This window comes from Streptomyces sp. NPDC001100, assembly GCF_053598575.1.
The window spans coordinates 195,695-216,800 of record NZ_JBSFKO010000016.1; the positions used below are offsets into that span (position 1 = coordinate 195,695).

The 21,106-nt window shown below is 71.5% G+C and carries 24 protein-coding genes and 2 pseudogenes; 11 read left to right on the forward strand and 15 right to left on the reverse strand.

All coding sequences use genetic code 11. The features are described 5' to 3' along the window. Window positions 1-48: 48 nt before the first annotated feature. On the reverse strand, window positions 49-435 hold the full coding sequence (locus ACWDEW_RS24450; RefSeq protein ID WP_450515048.1) for a hypothetical protein: 387 nt from the start codon (window positions 433-435) through the stop codon (window positions 49-51). Window positions 436-522: 87 nt separating this feature from the next. On the opposite strand from ACWDEW_RS24450, the gene ACWDEW_RS24455 reads away from it, so the two are divergent. After that, on the forward strand, window positions 523-1,128 hold the full coding sequence (locus tag ACWDEW_RS24455; RefSeq protein WP_450515049.1) for a GNAT family N-acetyltransferase: 606 nt from the start codon (window positions 523-525) through the stop codon (window positions 1,126-1,128). Window positions 1,129-1,175: 47 nt separating this feature from the next. Continuing rightward, the gene (locus ACWDEW_RS24460; RefSeq protein WP_450515050.1) at window positions 1,176-2,075 is read left to right on the forward strand and encodes a metallophosphoesterase; all 900 of its coding nucleotides are present in this window, start codon (window positions 1,176-1,178) and stop codon (window positions 2,073-2,075) included. On the opposite strand, the gene ACWDEW_RS24465 is transcribed toward ACWDEW_RS24460, so the two are convergent. The 5 genes and pseudogenes from ACWDEW_RS24465 to ACWDEW_RS24485 form a co-directional block, all read right to left on the reverse strand. Then, entirely contained in the window at window positions 2,072-2,287 is a 216-nt protein-coding gene (locus ACWDEW_RS24465; RefSeq protein WP_450515051.1) for a hypothetical protein, read from the reverse strand. The genes ACWDEW_RS24460 and ACWDEW_RS24465 overlap by 4 nt on opposite strands. Window positions 2,288-2,313: 26 nt before the next feature. Continuing rightward, the gene (locus ACWDEW_RS24470) at window positions 2,314-2,880 is read right to left on the reverse strand and encodes a hypothetical protein (RefSeq protein WP_450515052.1); all 567 of its coding nucleotides are present in this window, start codon (window positions 2,878-2,880) and stop codon (window positions 2,314-2,316) included. 66 nt (window positions 2,881-2,946) lie between these two features. Continuing rightward, window positions 2,947-3,621: an SCO4225 family membrane protein gene (locus ACWDEW_RS24475; RefSeq protein ID WP_450515053.1), complete on the reverse strand. Its 675-nt coding sequence runs from the start codon at window positions 3,619-3,621 to the stop codon at window positions 2,947-2,949. Between the two features lie 101 nt (window positions 3,622-3,722). After that, entirely contained in the window at window positions 3,723-3,983 is a 261-nt protein-coding gene (locus tag ACWDEW_RS24480) for a DUF397 domain-containing protein (RefSeq protein ID WP_450515054.1), read from the reverse strand. Further along, a pseudogene (locus tag ACWDEW_RS24485) lies at window positions 3,967-4,805 on the reverse strand (helix-turn-helix domain-containing protein). The gene ACWDEW_RS24480 and the pseudogene ACWDEW_RS24485 overlap by 17 nt, the downstream one beginning before the upstream one ends. A 112-nt stretch (window positions 4,806-4,917) precedes the next feature. On the opposite strand from ACWDEW_RS24485, the gene ACWDEW_RS24490 reads away from it, so the two are divergent. After that, window positions 4,918-5,316, forward strand: coding sequence for a hypothetical protein (locus ACWDEW_RS24490; protein WP_450515055.1), 399 nt, complete (start codon window positions 4,918-4,920; stop codon window positions 5,314-5,316). Here ACWDEW_RS24490 and ACWDEW_RS24495 read toward each other — a convergent pair. Then, a complete protein-coding gene (locus ACWDEW_RS24495) occupies window positions 5,313-6,197 on the reverse strand; it encodes a hypothetical protein (RefSeq protein ID WP_450515056.1) in 885 nt (294 codons plus the stop codon). The two genes, ACWDEW_RS24490 and ACWDEW_RS24495, sit on opposite strands and share 4 nt — an antisense overlap. Here ACWDEW_RS24495 and ACWDEW_RS24500 point away from each other — a divergent pair. Further along, window positions 6,174-7,004 (forward strand): class I SAM-dependent methyltransferase, encoded by an 831-nt coding sequence (locus ACWDEW_RS24500; protein WP_450515057.1) that lies wholly within the window; start codon window positions 6,174-6,176, stop codon window positions 7,002-7,004. The genes ACWDEW_RS24495 and ACWDEW_RS24500 overlap by 24 nt on opposite strands. Here the strand turns inward: ACWDEW_RS24500 and ACWDEW_RS24505 are convergent. The 3 genes from ACWDEW_RS24505 to ACWDEW_RS24515 all read right to left on the reverse strand — a co-directional run bounded on the left by ACWDEW_RS24505 (window position 6,984) and on the right by ACWDEW_RS24515 (window position 10,379). Beyond that, window positions 6,984-8,390, reverse strand: coding sequence for a PTS transporter subunit EIIC (locus ACWDEW_RS24505; protein WP_450515058.1), 1,407 nt, complete (start codon window positions 8,388-8,390; stop codon window positions 6,984-6,986). The genes ACWDEW_RS24500 and ACWDEW_RS24505 overlap by 21 nt on opposite strands. Before the next feature lie 16 nt (window positions 8,391-8,406). Then, entirely contained in the window at window positions 8,407-9,342 is a 936-nt protein-coding gene (murQ, locus tag ACWDEW_RS24510; protein ID WP_450515059.1) for an N-acetylmuramic acid 6-phosphate etherase, read from the reverse strand. 125 nt (window positions 9,343-9,467) lie between these two features. Then, window positions 9,468-10,379 (reverse strand): MurR/RpiR family transcriptional regulator, encoded by a 912-nt coding sequence (locus tag ACWDEW_RS24515; protein WP_450515060.1) that lies wholly within the window; start codon window positions 10,377-10,379, stop codon window positions 9,468-9,470. Window positions 10,380-10,434: 55 nt separating this feature from the next. On the opposite strand from ACWDEW_RS24515, the gene ACWDEW_RS24520 reads away from it, so the two are divergent. Together ACWDEW_RS24520 and ACWDEW_RS24525 are read left to right on the forward strand one after the other, a co-directional pair. Then, window positions 10,435-10,809 carry a hypothetical protein gene (locus ACWDEW_RS24520; RefSeq protein WP_450515061.1) on the forward strand — a complete coding sequence of 125 codons (375 nt, stop codon included), beginning with the start codon at window positions 10,435-10,437 and terminating at the stop codon, window positions 10,807-10,809. After that, window positions 10,806-11,072, forward strand: a complete 267-nt coding sequence (locus ACWDEW_RS24525; RefSeq protein WP_450515062.1) for a DUF4031 domain-containing protein — start codon at window positions 10,806-10,808, stop codon at window positions 11,070-11,072. Before ACWDEW_RS24520 ends, ACWDEW_RS24525 begins: the two co-directional genes overlap by 4 nt. 73 nt (window positions 11,073-11,145) lie before the next feature. Here ACWDEW_RS24525 and ACWDEW_RS24530 read toward each other — a convergent pair whose 3' ends face one another. After that, window positions 11,146-12,213 (reverse strand): GNAT family N-acetyltransferase, encoded by a 1,068-nt coding sequence (locus ACWDEW_RS24530; protein ID WP_450515063.1) that lies wholly within the window; start codon window positions 12,211-12,213, stop codon window positions 11,146-11,148. Between the two features lie 65 nt (window positions 12,214-12,278). Next, window positions 12,279-12,941, reverse strand: coding sequence for an HD domain-containing protein (locus tag ACWDEW_RS24535; RefSeq protein ID WP_450515064.1), 663 nt, complete (start codon window positions 12,939-12,941; stop codon window positions 12,279-12,281). Between the two features lie 44 nt (window positions 12,942-12,985). Between ACWDEW_RS24535 and ACWDEW_RS24540 the strand changes: the two are divergent. After that, a pseudogene (locus ACWDEW_RS24540) lies at window positions 12,986-13,696 on the forward strand (maleylpyruvate isomerase family mycothiol-dependent enzyme). Between the two features lie 152 nt (window positions 13,697-13,848). Beyond that, window positions 13,849-14,538, forward strand: coding sequence for a copper homeostasis protein CutC (locus ACWDEW_RS24545; RefSeq protein ID WP_450515065.1), 690 nt, complete (start codon window positions 13,849-13,851; stop codon window positions 14,536-14,538). Between the two features lie 35 nt (window positions 14,539-14,573). On the opposite strand, the gene ACWDEW_RS24550 is transcribed toward ACWDEW_RS24545, so the two are convergent. Next, the gene (locus ACWDEW_RS24550; RefSeq protein ID WP_450515066.1) at window positions 14,574-15,755 is read right to left on the reverse strand and encodes an MFS transporter; all 1,182 of its coding nucleotides are present in this window, start codon (window positions 15,753-15,755) and stop codon (window positions 14,574-14,576) included. Between the two features lie 105 nt (window positions 15,756-15,860). Between ACWDEW_RS24550 and ACWDEW_RS24555 the strand changes: the two genes are divergently transcribed. Next, the gene (locus tag ACWDEW_RS24555) at window positions 15,861-16,190 is read left to right on the forward strand and encodes an ArsR/SmtB family transcription factor (protein ID WP_450515067.1); all 330 of its coding nucleotides are present in this window, start codon (window positions 15,861-15,863) and stop codon (window positions 16,188-16,190) included. On the opposite strand, the gene ACWDEW_RS24560 is transcribed toward ACWDEW_RS24555, so the two are convergent. Continuing rightward, complete coding sequence (locus tag ACWDEW_RS24560) at window positions 16,187-18,151, reverse strand: HelD family protein (RefSeq protein WP_450515076.1); 1,965 nt, start codon at window positions 18,149-18,151, stop codon at window positions 16,187-16,189. The genes ACWDEW_RS24555 and ACWDEW_RS24560 overlap by 4 nt on opposite strands. A 415-nt stretch (window positions 18,152-18,566) precedes the next feature. Here ACWDEW_RS24560 and ACWDEW_RS24565 point away from each other — a divergent pair, with 415 nt between their 5' ends. Beyond that, window positions 18,567-18,749, forward strand: coding sequence for a hypothetical protein (locus ACWDEW_RS24565; protein ID WP_086022036.1), 183 nt, complete (start codon window positions 18,567-18,569; stop codon window positions 18,747-18,749). Between the two features lie 33 nt (window positions 18,750-18,782). Here ACWDEW_RS24565 and ACWDEW_RS24570 read toward each other — a convergent pair whose 3' ends face one another. Continuing rightward, entirely contained in the window at window positions 18,783-20,426 is a 1,644-nt protein-coding gene (locus tag ACWDEW_RS24570; protein WP_450515068.1) for a DNA repair helicase XPB, read from the reverse strand. Between the two features lie 86 nt (window positions 20,427-20,512). Between ACWDEW_RS24570 and ACWDEW_RS24575 the strand changes: the two genes are divergently transcribed. Further along, complete coding sequence (locus ACWDEW_RS24575) at window positions 20,513-20,995, forward strand: NUDIX hydrolase (protein ID WP_450515069.1); 483 nt, start codon at window positions 20,513-20,515, stop codon at window positions 20,993-20,995. The last annotated feature ends 111 nt before the right edge of the window (window positions 20,996-21,106 follow it).

Below are 21,106 nucleotides of genomic sequence, written 5' to 3' on the forward strand. Positions count from 1 at the left end.
CGGTCGGGCTGGATGATGCCGGCCAGGGTCCTGGGCAGTCCCGGCCGCTCAGCCCGCGATGCGGCCGAAGAACCCGAGGGCGATCGAGTACGGCGCCAGCAGCAGGAGCATGGGGCGCAGCGCACGGCCCTCCTGGTCGCCGCCGGCGGCGTAGGCGAGGGCGCTGGAGAAGCAGCCGCTCATGGACGCGCTCGGCGTGAATCCGAACACGTCCCCCCAGCCCTCGACGACGACCGAGCCGCCCGCGTGGCCGACGACGGCGAGCAGGGCGCAGACCAGGTAGAGCCGGTCGTGCAGCGGACGCCAGACCGGGCCCCCTTTGCGCCCGTGTCCGGTGAACCGGGCGATGCCCGCGTACAGCAGCGCGGGCAGGCCCGCCGCCACCAGCAGCATGGCCCACATGGCGCCGGTGTCCGGGTCTCTCGGGAACCCCATGATGTCTTGTCCGCCCTGCCGCTCCGGCCGTCGTTTCCCTCGTCCCCCTCGTGCGCGAAGCTCCGTGGGCGTGCGTACGGTGATCGTATGACTTCCGCCAGCCGGGTGGCCACGGTCGCCGATCTCGATGCCGTCGTCGCCACGTTCACCAGTGCCTTCCTCCACGACCCGGTGTGGGGGCCCGCGTTCCCGGACGAGCGGCGGCGGGCCGAGCAGGCGGCCGTGATGTGGCGGGTCTATGCCGGCTCCGCGCTGCGCTATCCCTGGACGCTGGTGACACCGGAGGTGGAGGCCGCGGCGGTCTTCATCCCGCCGGGCGGCGTCGAGTTGACCGAGGAGGAGGCCGCCGGGCTTGAGGGGCGGTTGGCTGCGGTCACCGATGCGGGGACCGCCCGGGCGATCATGGCGGTGGGGGAGCAGTTCGAGGCGGCGCATCCCGCCCAGCCGTTCTTCTACCTGACCATCCTGGGCACGCACGCCGACCACCGGGGCAAGGGGCTGGGTATGGGGCTGGTGGCCGACGGGCTCGCCCGGATCGACGCGCTCGGCGAGCATGGCGCTCCCGTGTATCTGGAGTCGACCAACCCTGCCAACAACAGGCGGTACGAGAGCGTCGGGTTCGAGGTCCGGGACGAGATCGTCACCGCGGGTGGCCAGGTCGTTACGACCATGTGGCGTCCGGCCACCCGTTGAGCCGTGGCTCTTGGTGAGGGTCCCAACTCGGGCTAGCGTGCCGGACCATGAGGATTCTCCACCTGTCCGACACCCACCTGGAGCGCACCGACGCCCCCAACCGGCACGGCGTCGACGCCACGGACTCGCTGCGGCTGATGCTCGCCGAACTCCGGCACCAGCGCGGAGTGGACGCGATCGTCGTCACCGGGGACCTCGCCAACGACGGGGCGGTGGAGGCGTACACGGCCGTACGGGAGCTGGTGGGCGGCTTCGCGCGGCGGATGGGCGGGGTGCCGGTCTTCTACACGACCGGGAACCACGACGAACGCAAGGCGTTCGGGAAGGTGTTGGGGAGCGGGCACCTGGCGGCGGACGGCACGGACCGGGTCGTGTCCGCCGTGTTTCCCGTGGAGTTCGCGTGCGCGGCCGTCAGTGACGTGGGCGGATACCGGTTCATCACGCTCGACTCCCTCGTGCCGGGGAAGGTGTACGGGCGGCTGAGCGGGGCCCAACTGGACTGGCTGAAGGAGGAGTTGAGCACGCCGTTCGGAAACGGCACGGTCCTCGCCTTCCACCATCCGCCGATCGCCCTCGACGTACCGACCCAACAGGCCTTCGGGTTGCGCAATCCCGGGGAGCTGGCGGAGGCGATCCGGGGGAGCGACGTACGGGTCGTCCTCACCGGGCACTTCCACCTCCAGCTCTTCGGCTTCCTGGAGGCGACTCCGGTGTGGGTCACGCCGGGTGTCGTCAACCGGATCGACCTGACGACCGCCTACGGCACCGAGCGGGCGGTGCGCGGGGCCTCGGCCTCACGCGTGGAACTGGGCGGTGAGACCGGGCCGATGTTCCACACCTTCCACGCGCGGGACCCGCGGGCGCACGAGACGGTGTACCAACTGGACGCGGAACAGACGCGGTTGGTCATCGAAAGGGAGCGGGAGCAGGAACAGCAGGGCGGCTAGCGGGACTTGAACCAGGCGACCGAGACGATCAGTGCGGCACCGGCGAACTCGTAGGCCGCGTGGTAGGTCAGGTCGGAGCGGTCGGTCACGGCCAAGTCCCGGCCGACGTAGAGCGGGAGGGCGATCGTCCGGTCGCCGTCGACGAACCGGTGGACGTTCCGCGCGGCGAACCACAGCGGCAGCGCGAGCGCGCACAGGCAGGCGACCAGCACGACCCGCTGCCACCACCTGAGCCCGGTCAGAGGTTCCCCAAGGGCTCGATGTCCACGTGCACCGGCGTGCCCCACACGCGCAGCACCTCGTAGTCCGTGAACTCGTGCACCAGCCGGTACGCCATCGCGGCGCGCGAACCGCGGCGCTGGGCCGCGAGATACAGCTCGGCCTCGTGCCGGTCGCGGCGCGGGGTGCCGCACAGCTGCCAGGCCTGGCCGTTCCACAGCTCGGGCAGCCAGCGCTGCTGCGCCTGCGGGCGGTCCTCGCGCACGCCGTAGCGGGAGGGTGTGGTGTCGGTCGGCCTCCGCACGTCGGGGCCGTTGATCTCGGAGCGGCGGGCCGCGCGGCGCCGGGTCTCGCAGAGCAGGCACAGGTCGGGGGCGTCGGCGTCGACCGGGCCGTTGGGGTGTTCCGGGCAGCGCGTGGTCGGCGCGCCGCCGCTGACGGTGTCGTCCAGCAGGTCCAGGGCGCGCTTGAGATCCGCCTTGACCTCGTGCAGCCGGGCGTCGGGGGTGTCGGACGTCAGCGCCTCACCGTGCTCGCCGAGGAGGCGGAGGGCGCGACCTAGGGCGGTCTGCTGGGCGTGGTTCATGGTTCTGCCGACGATAGTCGGCTTTGCCGCGGGCCGGTGGCGAGGCGGACCCCGCCGTTCCTCCGCTCAGACGGCCGGGTGCGCTTCGCGTGCCCGGAGGAGGCGGGCGAGGTGGCCGAGCAGTACGGCGTTGACCAGCCCGCTCAGGGCGCAGCTGGCGGCGAAGAGCGGCGGGCTCAGCCAGGAGAGGTCGGGGAGTTCGGCCGGTATCGACACGGCGAGGGGGACGAAGCTGAGCGGCGCGGTCGTGATGAGCGGCCAGATCCCGGCGAACCCCGGGTCCGGCAGGACGTACACGGCGTCGAGGAAGAACACCACCGACGTGGTGACCGTGGCGAGGTAGACCCGCGCGGGCCAGTTGTCGACGGCGGGCGCGAGCAGGGTGCGGAGGCGGGCGGCACGCGTCGCGGGGCGCGTTGTGGAGGGCGCTGCGGCTTTCCTCGCCGCCAGGGCGCCGATCACGGCCGCGTTCACCAGCGCGCTCAGCGCGACCCACACCGTCCAGGAGCCGACGGCCAGCCCCTGTGCCGTCCCGCCGCCTTCGGTGCCGGGACCGAAGGGGAGGACGATGCCCAGCAGGGAGAGGGGTGCGGTGAGTACCAAGGGGGCCGTGGCGACGGGACTCTCCGGGGAGAGGAACATCACCACGACGGAGGTGCCCACGACGCCCAGGTAGGCCCGGGCCGGCCAGTTGTCCGTGGCGAGTGCGAGGAGTCGGCGCGGGCGGGAGGAATGCGGCATCGAGGCGTCCTTCGGGTCGGTCCGGGTTGGTGTCACCACGGTGGACCGAGGGGCGCGCCCCGGCATGAGTACGGATACCCATGGGGGAGGGGTGGAAGGACTCAGTTCGTCAGGCTGCCGACGAACGCGGACCAGGCGGCGGCCCGGAACACGAGTTTCGGGCCGAGGGGGTTCTTGGAGTCGCGGACGGGGACGAGGGTGGGGTTGCCTTCGGCGACTTCGAGGCAGTCGCCGCCGCTGCCGCCGCTGTGCGTTGACTTGCGCCAGCGGGCTACTTCCAGGCACTCGTTGCCGCCCCCTCCGCTGTAGCTGGACTTGTGCCAGGTAACAGTGCTCAGGTCGCAGTCAGGAAAGTTCCTCATGGGCGTAATCCTGCGCCAACGTCTCGATCAAGGCTAGGGACTTCTCTGGTGAGAGCGCGACGGCAACTAGGAGCTCGAAGGTCAACCTCAGCTGGGTGACGGTGGTTGGGTCGTCCTCCAATCGGCCGGTCCCAGGGCCCTCGAAGTAGACGAGGGGAGGAGCCTCCGCGAAGTCCATCAACCTCATCGAGCCCTCCATCGCTTTGTGCGCACCTGCGCTGAACGGCAGTACTTGCACAATGACTCGGCCTCGCCGGGCGACGGCCACGACGTGGCCCAGGGCTTCCGACATCACCGCACGGCCGCCGGTCTCCCGGCGTAGCACCGCCTCGTCCAGCACGGCCCACAACAACGGCTTTGTTGGGTGATCGAGCAGGCGGGTCCGTGTGATCCGGCCATCCACCCACTCGTCGATCGTCGCCTCGGCTGCAGTTGGGTCGTACGCGCGGTTCACGGCCCGTGCGTACGCCGGTGTCTGGAGCAGCCCGGGGATCAGGAGCGGCGCGTACTGTCTGATCGCCGTTGCCTCCTTCTCCACTTCCGCCGCCTCGGCAAAGTGCTCGGGGTACCTGGACTTCGCCGCCGCTCCACAATTCCGCGTGAAGAAGTCCCCCGTCCCCAACTCCACGTCCAGCATGCGCGCGTACTCCGGCAGCATCCGCCGCGTCCCCGCCTCCAACTGCCCGATGAACGAACCGCTCACGAACAGCCGCTGCCCAACTCCTCCTGGCTGAGGCCGGCCTTCTCGCGGGCGTGGCGGAGTTCGGCGCCGAGCAGGGCACGTGGTGACGACGACGGGTCGAGGTCCTTCTGTCCTGCCACAGCAACTCCCTGCCCTGACACCCGAGTTTGTTGGGACTTCGCGTATGGCCAGGTTAGACACCGGACCGACACGCTGTGTTGCGAACAGGAAACTCTCTGTGGAGGTGAAGGAATGCTGCGGTCGACGGAAGAGGTCGTCGCCTCGCTCCGGGAGGCGCTCACCGGTGTCGGTGTCGGTGTCGTCCTGCCGTCCCTGTGCGTGGACCCGGTGACGGGTGCGAGCGACGAGAAGTTCGCGCTCGTCGTGCTGGGGCGGTGCAACGTCCGTACCGCCGAGAAGCTGGCGTCGGTGCTGCGGGGCGAACGGCCGCCGGTCGGGGCGCACGCCGTGGACGTACGGGACGGGCGGATCGGCGAGGTGATGGGGCACGTGGGTGGGAACGTGCAGTTGCGGCCGGTCTGCGGCGGCCGGGAGTGGGAGTGCCCGCCGGAGTCGACGGGGCCCGCGGCACAGGAGGAGGTGCTGCGGGCCCGGGTACGGGAGCGGAACCGGGAGGCTCGGCTGCCCTAGCCGCCGTACGGCACCGGCTGGGCGGTGAGGGCGTCCAGGACGACGCGGTCGGCGAGCGGCTGCCGCAACCCCACCCGTACGTCCTGTTCGATGATTTGGGCGGTGCAGGCGCCGCTTCGCGCTCCCGTGACCGAGGCGTACAGCACGACGCTCTCGTCCGTCTCCAGCACGTTGACGACGGGGCCGTCGTCGCAGGCTCCGTGCGTCGCCCGCACGGTGAGAGAGCGGCCGTCCGTCGCCGTTCCGGTCAGCCGGGTGACGCTCCAGAGCCTGTCGGTGGAACCTTTCCGAGGTTGTCCGACCGGCGCCTTGGGGAGGTCCGAGGGGGTGACGGCGACCTGCTTGAGCGGGGTGTCGTAGCCGTCGAGAGTGAACAGCCAGGCGGGAACGGTCGCCGTTCCCCGGCTCGTGGCGATCGTGGTCTCGCCGAGCTTCACTCCCGTCACGGTGAGCCGGGGTCCCGCATTGTTGTAGTGGGCGAACGACTGATACGCCGTGTTCGGCTCCACCAGCGGACGGCTCAGTGTGCTTCCGCTCCGCCACTCCACCTTCCCCTGCGTGATCGCGGTGGTCGGCAGCTTGCCGCGCCGGTCGATGTTCCCGTTCTCGTAGGCCTGCTTGTCCGCCTCGCTGTGCCAGCCCGATGCCGGGGGCTGTGTCGTGTCGGCCAACGGGTAGTAGCCCCGGCTCCAGGCAGCGGCGGCCGCGGATCCGTGCCAGGCGTCGGCCACTGCACGGGCGCGCTTCTCCTGCGCCTGCTGCGACTTGCTGTGCGTCAGCGCGTCGTCCGTGCTCCGGTCGTCGCCGCAACCGGCAAGGAGGCAGGCACCCAGGAGCGGTGCGAGGAGCAGGCCGACGTGGCGTTTCGCTTGCGTGTTCATGGAGTCCCCCTGGACGTCGCGGACGACGGATTCCCGGCTGAGAAGATGGCGCGGAGGCTCTTCGACTCCGGCCACCAGCGCCTGTCCGCACCTACGACGCGGAAGGGGGACCCCACGTTCACTCACGACCTCGCACCCCGCCTGCTCCAGGCCCTCCACACCTTCAACTCGGCCCACCCCTGGAGCCACAACGCCCACTACCACCCTTGGCTGCTACGGCAGTTGCCCCGCAGCTTCGGCCGGGCACTGGACGTCGGTTGCGGGAGCGGTGATCTGGTGCGGTTGCTGGCCGGGCGGGCGACGGGAGTGGTGGACGGTATCGACTCGGATCCCGAAATCATCGGCCGGGCGCGGGAGTTGACCCCGCCCGGCGTCCCCGTTGCCTTCTCGGTCGCCGACGCCTCAGCCGCCGGTCTCCCCGTCGGCCCCTACGACGTCATCACCTGCGTCGCCGCCCTCCACCACCTCCCCCTCGCCGAGACCCTCACCCGCTTCCGCGACCAACTCGCCCCGGGCGGAACCCTGGTGGTCGTCGGCTGCGCCCGCGAGGAGGGGATCGTCGACGGTGTGCTCGGCCTCGTCTCCGTCCTCCTCAATCCCGTTGTCGGGTGGCTGAAGAACCGTGGGCGGGCCGCCGGCTCCCGCCCGGTGTCCATGACCGCCGTCACCCGGCCACCGGAGCTGACCTTCGCCGAGATCCGCCGCGAGGCCGTACGACTCCTGCCCGGGGTCCGCCTGCGGCAGCGGCTGTTCTGGCGGTACACGCTGGTGTGGAGGGCGGGAGCGTCACTCGACCCCGCTCCGTGAGGCCCCGGCCCCGGCCTCGTCTCGTACCCCGGTCAACCCCACGAAGTACGTCGCCACGAACCCCACCGCGTACCCCGTCAGCAGCCCGCCCCCGTAGATCGCCGCCGTCGTCCCCAGCCCCCTGTTCCCCGCCAGCAGCGGGAACAGGGCCCAGCCCGACGGGCCGATCGCCGTCGCGCCCACCTTGTCGCCGAGGGTCGCGAAGAAGCCGACGAACGCGCCGCCCGCCGCGCCGCCCGCACAGGCGGTCAGGAACGGTCGGCCCAACGGCAGGGAGACGCCGTAGACCAGCGGCTCGCCGATGCCCAACAACCCCGCCGGAAGGGCCGACTTGATGGTCGTACGGAGTGAGGTGTCGTGGCGCAGGCGGAAGTAGACCGCCACCGCCGCGCCCACCTGGCCCGCGCCCGCCATCGCGAGGATGGGCAACAGGACGGTGTAGCCCTGCTGTTGGATGAGGGTGGTGTGGATGGGGATGAGGGCCTGGTGCAGGCCCAGCATCACCAGGGGCAGGAAGAGGCCGCCCAGGATCAGGCCCGCGAAGGGACCCGTGGTCGTCAGGAGCCAGTTCGCCGCCGTGCCGATCGCCGTGGAGATCTCGCCGGCCGCGTACATGAGGCCGTAGAGCGTGGCCAGGCCCGAGAGCAGGACCGTCAGGGTGGGGGTGACGAGGACGTCGAGGGTGGCGGGGACCCAGGTGCGGCACCACTTCTCGACGTACGTGCCGAGCAGCGCGGCGGCCAGCGCGCCCAGCACTCCGCCCTGGCCGGGGGAGAGGGCGACCCCGAACGCCGTCACCTTCGCCACCCCGGGGTACACCACGACCGCTGCCACCGCCCCGCCGAGCACCGGCGTTCCGCCGAACTCCTTCGCCGTGTTGTAGCCGACGAAGACCGAGATGAGGGCGAGGAACGCGGAGGCGACGGCGGAGAGGGCCGGGGTCAGGCCCGATAGCCAACTCATGTTGACCAGCAGGCCGTTGAGGCCGGCCAGCACCCCGCAGCCGATCAGGGCCGGGATGAGCGGGACGAAGATGTTCGCGATCCGGCGCAGGAGGAGTCTGGCGGGGGTCGCGTTGCGGGCCCGTTGCTCCTTCCTCAACTCCGCGCCTCGGGCGGCCAGTTCGGCACCGCCACGCGTCAACTTCTCGAATTCCGGGGTCACTCGGGCCACCACCCCCGGCCCCAGCACGATCTGGTACGTGTCGTCGTCCACGATCCCGAGCACGGCGGGGAGTGCGCGCAGCGCCTCCTCGTCCACCAGTGAGCGGTCGGACAGCCCGAGGCGGAGGCGGGACATGCAGTGGGCGACGGAGGTGACGTTCGCGGGGCCGCCGACCAGGGGGAGGAGCGCGGCGGCGATGTCGTACGGAGTATCGGTGTCCACCCCCTGAGCGTGCTGGTCAGCCGCCCGCGGCGGTCAGTGCCGCGCGCAGCCGGCCCCCGGACTCCTCCAGAAGGCGGGCGGCCGTCGGGCCGTCGACCCCCGCGAGGACCACGAGGATCGCGTTCTTCACCTCGCCGTCGGTCGCCGCGAGGGCCCGCTCGATCTCCGTGTCGTCGGCGCCGGTGGCGAGCGCGACGATCCGGCGGGAGCGGGCGCGCAGCTTCTCGTTCGAGGCGCGGACGTCGACCATGAGGTTCCCGTACGTCTTGCCGAGCCGGATCATCGTGATCGTGGACAGCATGTTGAGGACCAGCTTCTGGGCCGTTCCCGCCTTCAACCTCGTTGATCCGGTGAGGAGTTCGGGACCCACGACGACCTCGATGCCGTGCTCGGCGGCTGCGGCCAGCGCGCTGTGCTCGTTGCAGGACAGGCCGATGGTCAGCGCGCCGAGGCCGCGTGCGTGCTCGACGGCGGCGATGGCGTACGGGGTGCGGCCGGAGGCGGAGACGCCGACCACCGTGTCGTCGGGGGTGAGTGAGAGCGCGTCGAGGTCGGCCCGCGCCAACTCCCTTGAGTCCTCGGCCCCTTCGACGGACGTGACCATCGCGGCCGGGCCGCCCGCGATCAGTCCGACCACCTGGGACGGGTCGGTGTTGAACGTCGGCGGACACTCGGACGCGTCCAGCACGCCGAGCCGTCCGGCGGTACCGGCACCCGTGTAGATCAGCCGGCCTCCGCTGCCCATCCGCTCGGCCACGGCGTCGATCGCGGCGGAGATCTCGGGGAGGCGGCGGGCTACCGCGGTGGCGACGGTCGCGTCCTCGGCGTTCATGAGGCGGGCGATCTCGGGGGTGGGCAGTTGATCGATACCGGCGAGTTCGGGGCGGAAGGCCTCGGTGGTGAGTGACTCCAACTCGGCGCGGAGATCACGGGGGTTGGACGTAGAGGTCATGGAGAAGCGGCTCTTTCGGTTGTTCTTTGTCTGCGGGGTTGTGGGGGCTGGTCGCGCTCACGCGGCGGCAGCCGCAAATCGAACACAGCCCCGCGCCCCTCAAATGCCACATCGAACCGTGGGATTCAGCGCCTGTGCCGATGCGCCAGCGCCTCGTACGACGCCGACAACGCGGGCGCAGCCTGCTCATACGTCCGCTGCGCCACCCCGATGAACAAACAGTCCACCACCAGCAACTGACTGGTCCGCGACGACATCGCCGCCGGCCGCAGCTCGCTCTCCCGAGCCGTGGACGTCGTTAGGATGTGATCGGCGTACTGCGTCACCGCCCCGTCCGGCCGCCCGGTGATCGCCACGGTCGTGGCCCCGTGCTCGAAGGCGACTCTCAGCGGCTCGATGACGTCACCGGTGGACCCGGAGTGGGTGATCGCGATCGCCACGTCACCGGCCTTGAGCTGCACGGCATTCGTGACGGCGAGGTGCGGGTCGCTGTGGGCGTGGGCTATGAGCCCTATGCGGAGCAGCTTCTGGGTGAGGTCCTGGGCGACGAGCCCGGACGCGCCGATGCCGTAGACGTCGGTACGGCGGGCCGCCGCGAGCGCGGTGACGGCCGCGCCGAGCTGCGCGGTGTCGAGGCCGGCGGCCGTGTCGGCGAGGGTCTGCTGCTCGTCGTAGGCGAGTTTCGCGACGACGTCGGCGATCGGGTCGTCGACCGCGATGTCCGTGGTGAGGGCGGGCGCCCGCCCGGACTGCTGCTGCGCGGCGAGCCCGGCGAGGGCCAGGCGCAGGTCGCGGTAGCCGGGGTAGCCGAGGATGCGGGCGGTGCGGACGACGGTGGCCTCGCTGGTGCCGGTGAGTTCGGCGAGGCCGGTGACGGTGAGGGCCGCGCAGCCGGCCGGGTCGGCGGCGACGGTCTCGGCGACGCGCTGCATGGAGCGGGTCATGGAGGGGGCGAGGGTGCGCACCTTCGCGGCCAGGGCAGCGGGCGGCGTGCTCCCGGAACCGTTTCCGAAAATTTCCTTCACGTCCTGGGTCACCTTTGAAAGATATTTTCGGGACGGTGGTTCGGTCAAGAGTGCGCACAATGGGTGCATGGAACCCACCCGCGACCCCATCAGCCCCCTGGAACAGGCGTTGCACGCCGCTCGCGCGCTCGTGCTCGCCGACCTGGCCGCGCGCGAAGTCGTGGCGGCGGACGTGGTGTCGATGGTCGAGGAGTCCGTCGCGCAGCGGCGGTGGTGGGTGGAGCAGTGGCCGGAGGGCGTCGCCTACGTGGCCGGCCTGGTCGCGCAGGACGTGCAGGACGCGCTGCTGGAGGCGTACGGCCGCTGGCCGCTCTGTCCGGTCTGCTCGGCCGGTGACCCGCACGCCCTGGAGGTCGAACCGGAGCTCGGACCCGATCCGCACTGGGTCTGCCACCAGGCGGGCGTCAAGGTCGCCGCGGTGGGAAACCTGGGTTCCCTGTGACCGTGTACATCGACCCGCCGACCTGGCCGGGGCACGGGCGTCTGTGGTCGCATCTCGTCAGCGATGTCTCGTACGACGAACTCCACCTGTTCGCCGAGGAGATGGGCGTGCCGCGCCGGGCCTTCGAGCGGGATCACTACGACATCCCGTCGCATCGTTACGCGGACGCGGTGGCCGCCGGGGCGGTGGAGGTCAGGAGCCGGGAGGTGGTGCGGCTGCTGACGGCGGCGGGGCTGCGCCGGCCCAAGGGGCGGGCACAGTAGCCGAGTCGGCCGGTCAGTAGCCGAGTTGGCCGGTCGGCTGCCGAGTTCGTCCGTCAGCTGCCCAGTTCGTAGGTCAGCCGCCGAGTTCGTAGGTCAGCTCGTCGGTGTCCTCGCCCACCTGCTTGAAGCCCACGCGGGAAACCACCGCCTGGGAGGCGAGGTTGTCGCGTTCGACGGTGGCGAGGACGGTGCGTACGTCGTCCCGTGCCAGTGCCCAGTCGGTCAGCGCGCGCAGCGCCTCCGTCGCGTAGCCCTGGCCGCGCGCGCCCTCCACCAGGTCGTAGCCGACCTCGGCGCGGCCCTCCTCGTCCGGTGTGCCGTGGAAGCCCATGCCGCCGATCGCGCGACCGTCCTCGCGGCGGACCAGGGCGAAGACTCCGAATTCCGGGCGGTGCAGGCCTGCTTGGTACGCCTTCGTCATGAAGGTCGCGGCCTCCCGGGTGCCCTGGAAGGGGCCGCCGTCGATCCACTCGAAGCCGCCGTCGCCGCCGGCGGCCAGGTCGGCGGCGGCCGCCGGGTGGACGCCGTCCAGGGTGAGGCGGTCGGTGGGGAGGACGAGGTTGTTGTGCCAGCGCCACTCGGTGACGGGGGCGCGGCCGGGGAGTTCGCCGCGGCCGGTCGCCCAGAGCAGGGTGCGCCAGGGGTCGGCGCCGGGGCGGACCTGCGGGAAGATCCGGGTGAGGACGAACTCGGCGAGTTTCCGGGCCGGTTGGTAGTCCAGCCCCAGGGCCTTGGCGATGTCCTGGGTGTGCAGCAGCACCTCGGCGGTGCCCATCGCGGCGAAGCCCTCGCGGTTGGCGCTGCGGAACGGGTACGGGTGGAAGGCGCGCACCTCGCGCGGGGTGGTGCGTACGGCGGCGGCGAGCAGGGCGCCGGTCGCCCCGATCACTTCCAGGACACCGGAGTTGTCGGTGCCTTCGTCGAGGGTGATGTCGAAGGGGACGTAGGCGTGCTGTGGGCGACCGGCCAACTGGCCCGCGTACGAGATGAGATCACCGGCGATGTGCTCGGCGGTGTGGCGGCAGCTCCACTCCAGGCGGTCGGCCCGCACGCCGTCCCAGTCCCGGTCCGTCGCCGTGCCCAGCAGTGCGAGACAGCTCGCTACGGCCTCTTCCACCTGTGGTGCGCCTGTGGTCCCCATGGCGGGGAGCATACGGGCCGCGCTCCGCGACCCGCCGTGAATAAATCGGTCACCACTCGCCGTCCTCACCCGGCACTCGGGTCCGCCGAGCCCAGCAGGGCCAGTTCCCCCGTCAGGTTGTAGCGCGCCGTCGCCTCCCACTCCGCCAGCCCGTGCGGAGTCCTGAACAACTGCGGCAGGGAGAGGAGTTGGCGCAGGATCGCCGAACGTCCGTCCCTGAAGGCGTCGTTGGGGACGAAGTGGTACTCCTCACGAACGGCGGCCGTGTACGCGGCGTACGCCGACGGCGGTGCGGCCAGGATCGCGAGGTCGGCGTCGCACAGGACCATGCCGTCGCGGTCGTCGGCGGCGGGAGCATGGGTGACGGTGAGCCGGACCAGGCGGGCGACCTCGGCCGTCTTCGCGTCCGGGACCCCGGCCTCGGGCAGCGCCCGCTCGGCCAGCCGTGCCGACCGCTCCTCGTTCTCGGACCGGTCGGGGAGATAGACCGCGTCGTGGAACCAGGCCGCGAGCCGTACGACGTCCGGGTCGTCGGCGTACTCCGCCAGCACGTCGATGTGGTCCAGGACCGCCGTGAGGTGGGAGAGCGTGTGGTAGCGGCGCTGCGGCTCCTGCCAGCGGGCGAGGAGGTTGTCCGCGTACGGCAGCGGGTCGGGTCCGCCGCCGGGCGCCCGGGCTCCTTCCAGAGCACGGGTCCAGCGGGCGCGCAGGGCGTCGAGATCGGCCATGCTCCTTATTTTCCTCCCGCGGCCCCGCCCCTGGCGTGGGACCCATGACTTACGCCGATACGACACCCGACGTACGTGATCCCGAACTGCCCGGGCGGCTTCTCGCCGGCGTGCGCGACGCGCTGATCCCGCTGCTGCGCTCCCGCTCGGAGGAGGACTTCGCGCTGGCGACCGCCGCGTGTCCGGGCTGGACCGTGCGGGACGTGCTCGCGCACTGCTCGTCCGCGCTGATCCGGGTGGTGGAGCGCCGCTTCGAGGAGGGGGTGTTCTCGCCGGAGTCCAACGACCGGGACATCGCCGAGCGGGCCGACTGGAGCAACGCGCGGGTCGTCGACGAACTGGAGCGCGGGATGACCGAGGCCGGTGCGGTGATCGCCCGCGCGGGCGGGGCGCTGGACGCGGTCGCGCTCGGCTGGGGTCCCCCCACGCCTTTTAGGTAGTGGGGGAGGGTGCACGCAGGCGACGTACAGGGCACGCTCGGCGAGCCCGGGGCCTACGGGGGCGAAAGGCTGGTGTCCGCTCTGGCCCTCCTCGGCCTCGTGACCCGTCAGCGGGGCCACCTGCCGCTCCACGCCGACCTCGCCGATCCGCTGCGGCTGGGCGACGTGTCGGGCGACCGCACCCCGGCCCGGTACATCGGCGACGCGGCCACCCTCGTACGGCTGTACACGGGGCGCCCGGTGCCGGAGGGGACGGCGTACGAGCTGGCGGGGGCTGAGCCGGCGGAGCTGAACATCTTCGGCTCATGGCCGTAAGCCGTAAGCCGTAAGCCGTCGTCCGTCGTCAGCTGTCCGTTGTTCGTCGTTCGCCGTTCGCGGGGGTGATCTCGCGGCCCCCTGTCCGTCCGCGTACCCTGAGATTGGACTAGACCTGTAGCCGCTCCAGGGAACACGACGGAAGGGGTCCTATGAGCACGCGTGCAGTCCTGGAGGTGATCGCCCTCGGTGCCGAGGACGCGATCGCCGCCCAGGCCGGAGGCGCGGACCGCCTCGAAGTGGTCACCGACATCGCGGCCGACGGACTGACCCCGCCGGTCGAGACCTTCGCCGCGATCCGTGCCGCCGTGGACATCGACCTGCGCGTGATGATCCGCCTCGCGGACGGCTTCGCCGCGGGCGACGTGCACCGGCTGGTACGGGTCGCAGGGGAGCTGCGGACCGCCGGCGCCGACCAGTTCGTGCTCGGGTTCCTCGACCCGGACGGCGGGGTCGACCTGGACGCGGTGGAACGCGTCGTCGCCGAACTGGGCGGCTGCGCCTGGACGTTCCACCGCGCGATCGACCGCGCCGCCGACCGCGACGCCCTCCGCAAGCAGCTCGCCGACCTGCCCGGCCTCGACACCTACCTCACCGCCGGCTCGGCCGACGGCGTCGACGACGGCCTCCCCGCCCTCCTCCGCGAAGCGGCCCTGCGCGGCGAACCCGGCTACGAACAGCGCATCCTGGTCGGCGGCGGCCTCCGCCTGGACCACGTTCCCACCCTGCGCGCCGCCGGAGTCGACGCCTTCCACATCGGCGGCGCCGCCCGGCCCGAGGGGTGGGGGCGGCCCGTGTCGGCGGGGTCGGTGGCGCAGTGGCGGTCGGTGCTCGACGGCTGAGGCGCGGCCGGTCGTGCCGCGGGCCGCGCACGTCCTCAAGCGCGCGCCGGTTCCGGTGTGCCGGCGGGCGCGTGCGGCTGCGGTACCGGCCGTGTCGTCAGGGCGGCCACGGCCGTCGCCAGCAGGGCGAGTCCCGCTCCCGTCAGGAGGAACCAGCGGTCGCCGAAGAGGCTCAGGGCCAGGCTGCCGGTGCCGCCGGCCGCGGCCATGCCCAGGTAGAGGGCGCTGCTGTTGAGGGAGATCAGCACGGGTGCGTTGGCGGGGTCGAGCGAGGTGACGCGGGCGATCTGGCCGACCATGATGGACCAGCCGAACACCGGGGCGACCGCGGAGGCGACGAGCGCGGTCGGCATGGTGCGCAGCGTCCACGGAGCGGCGGCCGCCAGCGTCACGTAGGCCGTGCTCGCCGAGAGGATCACCACCCGGGGGCCCCACCGGTCGATCACCCGCCCGCTCACCGTCGAGCCCACGACCGCCGCGCAGCCGGACACCAGGAGCAGCAGGGTCAGCCGGTCCTGCGAGCCGTGGGTCGCCGGGCGGGTGGCCACCGTGTAGTAGATGTACGTCGTCTGGAAGGCCAGGAAGACCAGGAAGGTGGTGCCGGCCGCGCCCAGCACCCGGCGGTCGGCGAGCGGGGCGAACCGCGCGCGCAGGCTCAACGCGGCTGCGGGCTGCGGCAGTTCGGGCAGCAGCAGGGCCAGCCCGGCGAAGGCGGCCACTCCGAGCCCGGTCACCAGCCACATCGTGAGCCGCCAGTCCGTACGGCCGATCCAGGTGCCCAGCGGCACCCCGAGCGCGGTCGCGACGGTCAGCCCGCCCATCACGACCGCGATCGCCCGCCCGCGCCGCTCGGCCGGCACCAGGGTCGTCGCCACGGCGTTCGCGGTGGGGGTGTAGAGGGCGGCTCCTACGGCGGCCAGCACGCGGGTGGCCAGCAGGATGTCGTACGAAGGGGCCAGCGCGGTCAGGGCGTTGGCGGCGCTGAAGACGGCGAGCGCGGTGAGCAGGGCGCGGCGGCGGGGCCAGCGGGCGGTGACGGTGGCCAGGACCGGGGCGAGGACGCCGTAGGACAGGGCGAAGACGGTGACCATCTGTCCGGCGACCGAGATGGAGACGTCCAGATCGCGGGCGACGAGCGGCAGGATGCCGGCCGTCACCATGCCGTCGGTGCCGACGGCGAAGGTTCCGAGGGCGAGCAGGAGCAGGCGTAGGCGCACGGGTCCCCCAGGTGCGTCCGGCGCAGGGCTGCGCAACGGTTTGACGTTGGTCAAACAATAGGGACTATTGGATGATTGTCAAACGGTACGGAGAGGGGTGCGCGCGTGAGCGAGGCGGAGAACGAGTGGCTGCCGCAGCCGGACGTCGAGGACATCGAGCTGGTCAAGGTGTTGCAGGCGCTCGGTGACCCGGTGCGGCTGAGCCTGCTGAAGCTGTACTCGACGGGGGAGCGGTTCAGCTGTGCGCCCGACGCGCTGGGCGTCGCCCATCTGCACAAGTCGACCGTCTCGCACCACTTGAGGATCATGCGCGAGGCCGGGCTCACCTCGACCCGGGCCGCCGGCCGCAACCGCTATGTGCAGCTGCGGCGGGACGACCTGGACGCGAGGTTTCCCGGTCTGCTGGACTCCCTGATCAAATCCCTGCCCGATTAGGCGAGTTGGGGCGGAAGCGGTGCCGCGTGCGTGACGATCAGGCCCGACACCGCTCGGGTCAGGGCGACGTACAGGCGGCGCAGGCCGGTGCGTTCGTCCGGTTCGCCGTCGACCACGGCCCGCGGCTCGTCGAGGACCACGTAGTCGTACTCCAGGCCCTTCGCGAGCGAGGCCGGGACCAGGGTCAGGCGGGTGTCCGCGGTCGTCTCCTCGCCCGGGTCGATGTAGCCGATGCCCGCCGCCGACAGGGCCTGCGCCAGCTCGGGGACGCGGGCGTCCGCCGCGATCAGGCCCGTCGAACCCTCGTTGCGCAGCAACTCCTCGCAGGCGGCGACCACTTCGGCCGTCCCGGCGGTCTCGCGGAGGTCGAAGAAGCCCGGGTTCTCACGGACCGAGGCGACCGGGGCCAGGCCCGGTGCGATGTGGGGCAGGAGCCGGGAGGCGTAGGTGATGACGTCCGTCGGGACGCGGAAACCGGCCGTCAACTCCTCGATCACGCCGTCCGACTTGCCGAGATGGGCCAGCGCCTCGCCCCAACTCCTGGTCGCCCAGGGCGTGGTGCCCTGCGCCAGGTCGCCGAGGACGGTCGCGGAACCGGTGGTGCAGCGGCGGCCCACCGCGCGGTACTGCATGGGGGAGAGGTCCTGCGCCTCGTCGAGCACCACATGCCCGAGCGAGTGCGTCCGCTGGACGATGTCGGCCGCCTCGTCGATCAACACGGCGTCCGCGGCGGCCCACTTGGCGGCCTTCACGCTCCGTACGGGCTTCGGCCACAGGATCGTCTTCTGCTCCTCCTCGTCGAGGATCCCGTCCGCGTGCACGGCGAGGAAGTCCGCGTCCGTGAGCAGCCGCAGCACCAGCTTCTCCGGCTCGACCGGCGGCCACACCGCCTTCACGGCCGCCTTCACCGCCGCGTTGCGCGCCACCGCGTCCTGCACCCGGTCGTCCGGCGCCTCCCCCGACCGCTCCATCTGCACCAGCACGGCATGCGCGATCCGCTGCGGCAGGGCCTCGCGGGCGGCGCCGTAGCGGATGTCGCGGTCGAGCAACTCCCGGACGATGGCTTCGAGTTCGTACGCCGGGACCCGCCAGCGCCGTGAGCCGCGCACCACCATCACCGGCTCGGTCGGGATGCTCACGTGCGAGTAGACGGCCCTGCGGAGGACCTCCGCCATCCTCGCGTCGCCCTTGATGACGGCGGCCGGGGCCTCGTCCGTGCCGCGCACCTCGACATGGGCGACGAGGTCGTCGACCGTACCCTGACGGACCGTCAACTCGCCCAGTGCGGGCAGGACTTGCTCGATGTAGTGGAGGAAGGACTTGTTCGGCCCGATGACCAGGGTGCCGGTGCGGGCCAGCCGCTCGCGGTGGGCGTAGAGGAGGTAGGCGACGCGGTGCAGACCGACGGCGGTCTTCCCGGTGCCGGGACCGCCCTGGACGCACACCGTCCCGCCGAGTCCCGACCGTACGATCTCGTCCTGCTCGGGCTGGATGGTGGCGACGATGTCGCGCATCGGGCCGACGCGGGGCCGCTCGATCTCCTGCTGGAGCAGTTTGCTGGTGGCGGCGGCCTCGGCCGGGTCCATGAGGTGCTCGTCCTCGTAGGCCGTGAGCTCACCGCCCGTGTAACCGAAACGGCGGCGCAGCGAGATGTCCTGCGGGTCCTTCTTCGACGCCCGGTAGAACGGCTGCGAGACCGGCGCCCGCCAGTCGATCACCATCGGATCGCCGTCGCCGTCGTGCACATGCCGGCGCCCGATGTAGAACTGCTCGCCCTCCGCGCCCTCCGCCTGCTCGGCGCCGGGTGCGTGCAGGTAGTTGAGGCGGCCGAAGAACAGCGGGGTGTCGCTGAGGTCGGCCAGCGCCTTGATGCGCTCGTCGATCTGGCGGGCCAGGACCTCGGCGTTGACCCAGTTCGCCGTGACGTCCTTGATGTCGAGGGACTCGACGTCCTCGCGCATGGCGCGCAGCGCGGAACGGGAGGAGGCGAGGTGGGAGCGTTCGCGGGCGAGGGGGTCGTCGAGCCGGGCGCCGAGCGGATCGTCGAGCGGTGCGCCGAGGGGATCGCCGACGGGGTCGGTGGCGGGCGTGGACAAGGGGGTGCCTCCGGAGGGCCTGCTGGTGCGGCTGCTGGGTGGGTGCTCGATGGGTGCCGACCGGTTTCCGTCCGGGCGGCGGCACTCCCTGCGGGGAGGCGGGCAAGAGCGGAGAGTTTAGTGACGCGGGCCCGGTGGGTGCCAATCGTTTTTCGTCCCCTAGGGGACACCCCCTCCACCCGAGGGGGGAACAGGTCAGCCCCGAGGCGTACGCGGACGGCTGCGAGGTTGGCTCTCTGGACCGATGCCGACCTTATGTCCCAAGTCGCACCATGGATTCATGAGCGCAGCAACCATCCATCCGGTCCCCGTCCGCCCGTCCGGTGCCACACCGGCGACCGGCGGCAGCCACCCCCATCGCCTGGGCAATGCCCTGCGCGCCATAAAAGTGTTCGCGGGCGCCGCGTTCAGCGTGGTCGTCCTCGGAGAGTACGGCGAGGAAGCGGGCATACGCCGTAAGTGACCGCAGGGGTCACTCACGGCTGCACTGCCGGGCTCAGCTCTCCGCGAGGATCTCGTCCGCGTCCATGATCCGGTACGCGTAGCCCTGTTCGGCCAGGAAGCGCTGGCGGTGGGCGGCGAAGTCCTGGTCGATCGTGTCGCGGGCGACGACCGAGTAGAAGTGGGCCTGATGGCCGTCGGCCTTGGGGCGCAGGACCCGGCCGAGCCGCTGGGCCTCCTCCTGGCGGGAACCGAAGGTGCCGGAGACCTGGATGGCCACGGTCGCCTCGGGCAGGTCGATGGAGAAGTTGGCGACCTTGGAGACGACCAGGACGCTGATCTCGCCCTCGCGGAAGGCACCGAAGAGCTTCTCCCGCTGCGCGTTGGACGTCTCGCCCTTGATCACCGGCGCGTTCAAGTGCTCGCCCAGCTCGTCGAGTTGGTCGATGTACTGCCCGATCACGAGGATCTGCTGGCCCGCGAAGCGCCGCACGATCGCCTCCGTGACCTTCCGCTTCGTCGCGGTCGTCGCACAGAAGCGGTACTTCTCCTCGGCCTCGGCGGTGGCGTACGCGAGCCGCTCGGAGTCCGTGAGGTTGACGCGCACCTCCACGCAGTCGGCGGGCGCGATGTAGCCCTGCGCCTCGATCTCCTTCCAGGGCGCGTCGAACCGCTTCGGCCCGATGAGGGAGAACACGTCCGACTCCCGGCCGTCCTCGCGCACGAGCGTCGCCGTCAGCCCGAGCCGCCGCCGCGCCTGGAGGTCGGCGGTGAACTTGAAGACGGGCGCGGGCAGCAGATGCACCTCGTCGTAGAGGATCAGCCCCCAGTCACGGGAGTCGAAGAGTTCCAGGTGGGGGTAGATCCCCTTCCGCCGGGTCGTCAGCACCTGGTAGGTGGCGATGGTGACGGGCCGGATCTCCTTCCGGGTCCCGCTGTACTCGCCGATCTCCTCCTCGGTCAGGGAGGTCCGCTTGATCAGCTCGTGCTTCCACTGCCGGGCGGAGACGGTGTTGGTGACGAGGATGAGCGTCGTCGACTTGGCCTGCGCCATCGCCCCCGCGCCGACGAGGGTCTTCCCGGCACCGCAGGGCAGCACGACGACACCACTGCCGCCGTGCCAGAAGTTCTCCACGGCCTGCTTCTGGTACGGGCGCAGCGCCCAGCCGTTCTCGTCCAGCTCGATCGCGTGCGCCTCGCCGTCGACGTAGCCGGCGAGGTCCTCGGCCGGCCAGCCCAGCTTCAGCAGCACCTGCTTGATCTGCCCGCGCTCGGAGGGGTGCACGGCGACGGTGTCCGGGTCGAGCCGGTTGCCGACCAGCGGGGCGATCCGCTTCGAGCGCAGGATCTCCTCCAGCACCGGCCGGTCGGTGGTGGTGAGGACGAGCCCGTGCGCGGGGTGCTTGGAGAGGGTGAGGCGGCCGTAGCGGTCCATGGTCTCGGCGATGTCGACCAGCAGCGCGTGCGGCACGGGGTACCGGCTGTACTCGACGAGCGCGTCCACGACCTGCTCGGCGTCGTGCCCGGCGGCCCGCGCGTTCCACAGCCCCAGCGGCGTCACCCGGTAGGTGTGGATGTGCTCGGGCGCCCGCTCCAGCTCGGCGAACGGCGCGATCGCGCGCCGGCAGTCGTCGGCTCGCTCGTGATCGACCTCAAGGAGCAGGGTCTTGTCGGACTGGACGATGAGGGGGCCATTCACGTACGTACACATCCCTTCCGCACGGCCAAACGTCCAGTGTGCACTACCGGCCGATGATCACAGGCGGCTCTGCGAGGGTGGGGGCCATGGGAGAACTGGTGGAACGGGTGGACGAACAGGACCGGATCGTCGGGACCGTGGACCGGGACGAGGCCATCGCGCAGCACTGGCTGCACCGTGTCGCGACGGCCGTCTGCCGGGACGGGGAGGGCCGGGTCCTAGTGCACCGGCGGGCGGCGGACATGTCGCGGTTCCCGGGGCAGTACAACTTCCTGATCGGCGGCGCCGCGGAGGTCGGGGAGTCCTACGAGGAGGCTGCGGCCCGTGAACTCACCGAGGAACTCGGGGTGGTGGCGCCGGTCCGGTTCGCCTTCAAGTACCTGTGCCGGGGCGCGATCAGCCCGTACTGGATGGGCGTCCACGAAGCGGTCGTCCGTACGGACATCACCCCCGACCCGGACGAGATCTCCTGGCACGCGTGGGTCACGGAGGACGAGTTGCGGGAGATGGCCGCGCGTCCGACGTTCGTGGCGGACTCCGTCGAGGCGTTGGACCGCTATCTGGGCTGAGGCGAGGCGGCCGGGGGAGGGGTAGGTCTGGGAAAGTGTGTCACTTTCGCCCGAAAGCCGACGAGGCGGCGCTGCTCCGTGAGCACCGGATCGACGTGCTCGTGACGAAGG

What these genes read in the sequence shown, in the direction of transcription:
- ACWDEW_RS24530 (WP_450515063.1), bottom strand. Translation starts at nt 12,213, where the DNA reads ATGGGGACCACAGGCGCACCACAGGTGGAAGAGGCCGTAGCGAGCTGT.
- ACWDEW_RS24565 (WP_086022036.1), top strand. Translation starts at nt 18,567, where the DNA reads ATGAGCGCAGCAACCATCCATCCGGTCCCCGTCCGCCCGTCCGGTGCC.
- ACWDEW_RS24475 (WP_450515053.1), bottom strand. Translation starts at nt 3,621, where the DNA reads ATGCCGCATTCCTCCCGCCCGCGCCGACTCCTCGCACTCGCCACGGAC.
- ACWDEW_RS24490 (WP_450515055.1), top strand. Translation starts at nt 4,918, where the DNA reads ATGCTGCGGTCGACGGAAGAGGTCGTCGCCTCGCTCCGGGAGGCGCTC.
- ACWDEW_RS24520 (WP_450515061.1), top strand. Translation starts at nt 10,435, where the DNA reads ATGGAACCCACCCGCGACCCCATCAGCCCCCTGGAACAGGCGTTGCAC.
- murQ (WP_450515059.1), bottom strand. Translation starts at nt 9,342, where the DNA reads ATGACCTCTACGTCCAACCCCCGTGATCTCCGCGCCGAGTTGGAGTCA.
- ACWDEW_RS24495 (WP_450515056.1), bottom strand. Translation starts at nt 6,197, where the DNA reads ATGAACACGCAAGCGAAACGCCACGTCGGCCTGCTCCTCGCACCGCTC.
- ACWDEW_RS24455 (WP_450515049.1), top strand. Translation starts at nt 523, where the DNA reads ATGACTTCCGCCAGCCGGGTGGCCACGGTCGCCGATCTCGATGCCGTC.
- ACWDEW_RS24480 (WP_450515054.1), bottom strand. Translation starts at nt 3,983, where the DNA reads ATGAGGAACTTTCCTGACTGCGACCTGAGCACTGTTACCTGGCACAAG.
- ACWDEW_RS24560 (WP_450515076.1), bottom strand. Translation starts at nt 18,151, where the DNA reads ATGCGCGAGGACGTCGAGTCCCTCGACATCAAGGACGTCACGGCGAAC.
- ACWDEW_RS24450 (WP_450515048.1), bottom strand. Translation starts at nt 435, where the DNA reads ATGGGGTTCCCGAGAGACCCGGACACCGGCGCCATGTGGGCCATGCTG.
- ACWDEW_RS24460 (WP_450515050.1), top strand. Translation starts at nt 1,176, where the DNA reads ATGAGGATTCTCCACCTGTCCGACACCCACCTGGAGCGCACCGACGCC.
- ACWDEW_RS24535 (WP_450515064.1), bottom strand. Translation starts at nt 12,941, where the DNA reads ATGGCCGATCTCGACGCCCTGCGCGCCCGCTGGACCCGTGCTCTGGAA.
- ACWDEW_RS24470 (WP_450515052.1), bottom strand. Translation starts at nt 2,880, where the DNA reads ATGAACCACGCCCAGCAGACCGCCCTAGGTCGCGCCCTCCGCCTCCTC.
- ACWDEW_RS24545 (WP_450515065.1), top strand. Translation starts at nt 13,849, where the DNA reads ATGAGCACGCGTGCAGTCCTGGAGGTGATCGCCCTCGGTGCCGAGGAC.
- ACWDEW_RS24575 (WP_450515069.1), top strand. Translation starts at nt 20,513, where the DNA reads ATGGGAGAACTGGTGGAACGGGTGGACGAACAGGACCGGATCGTCGGG.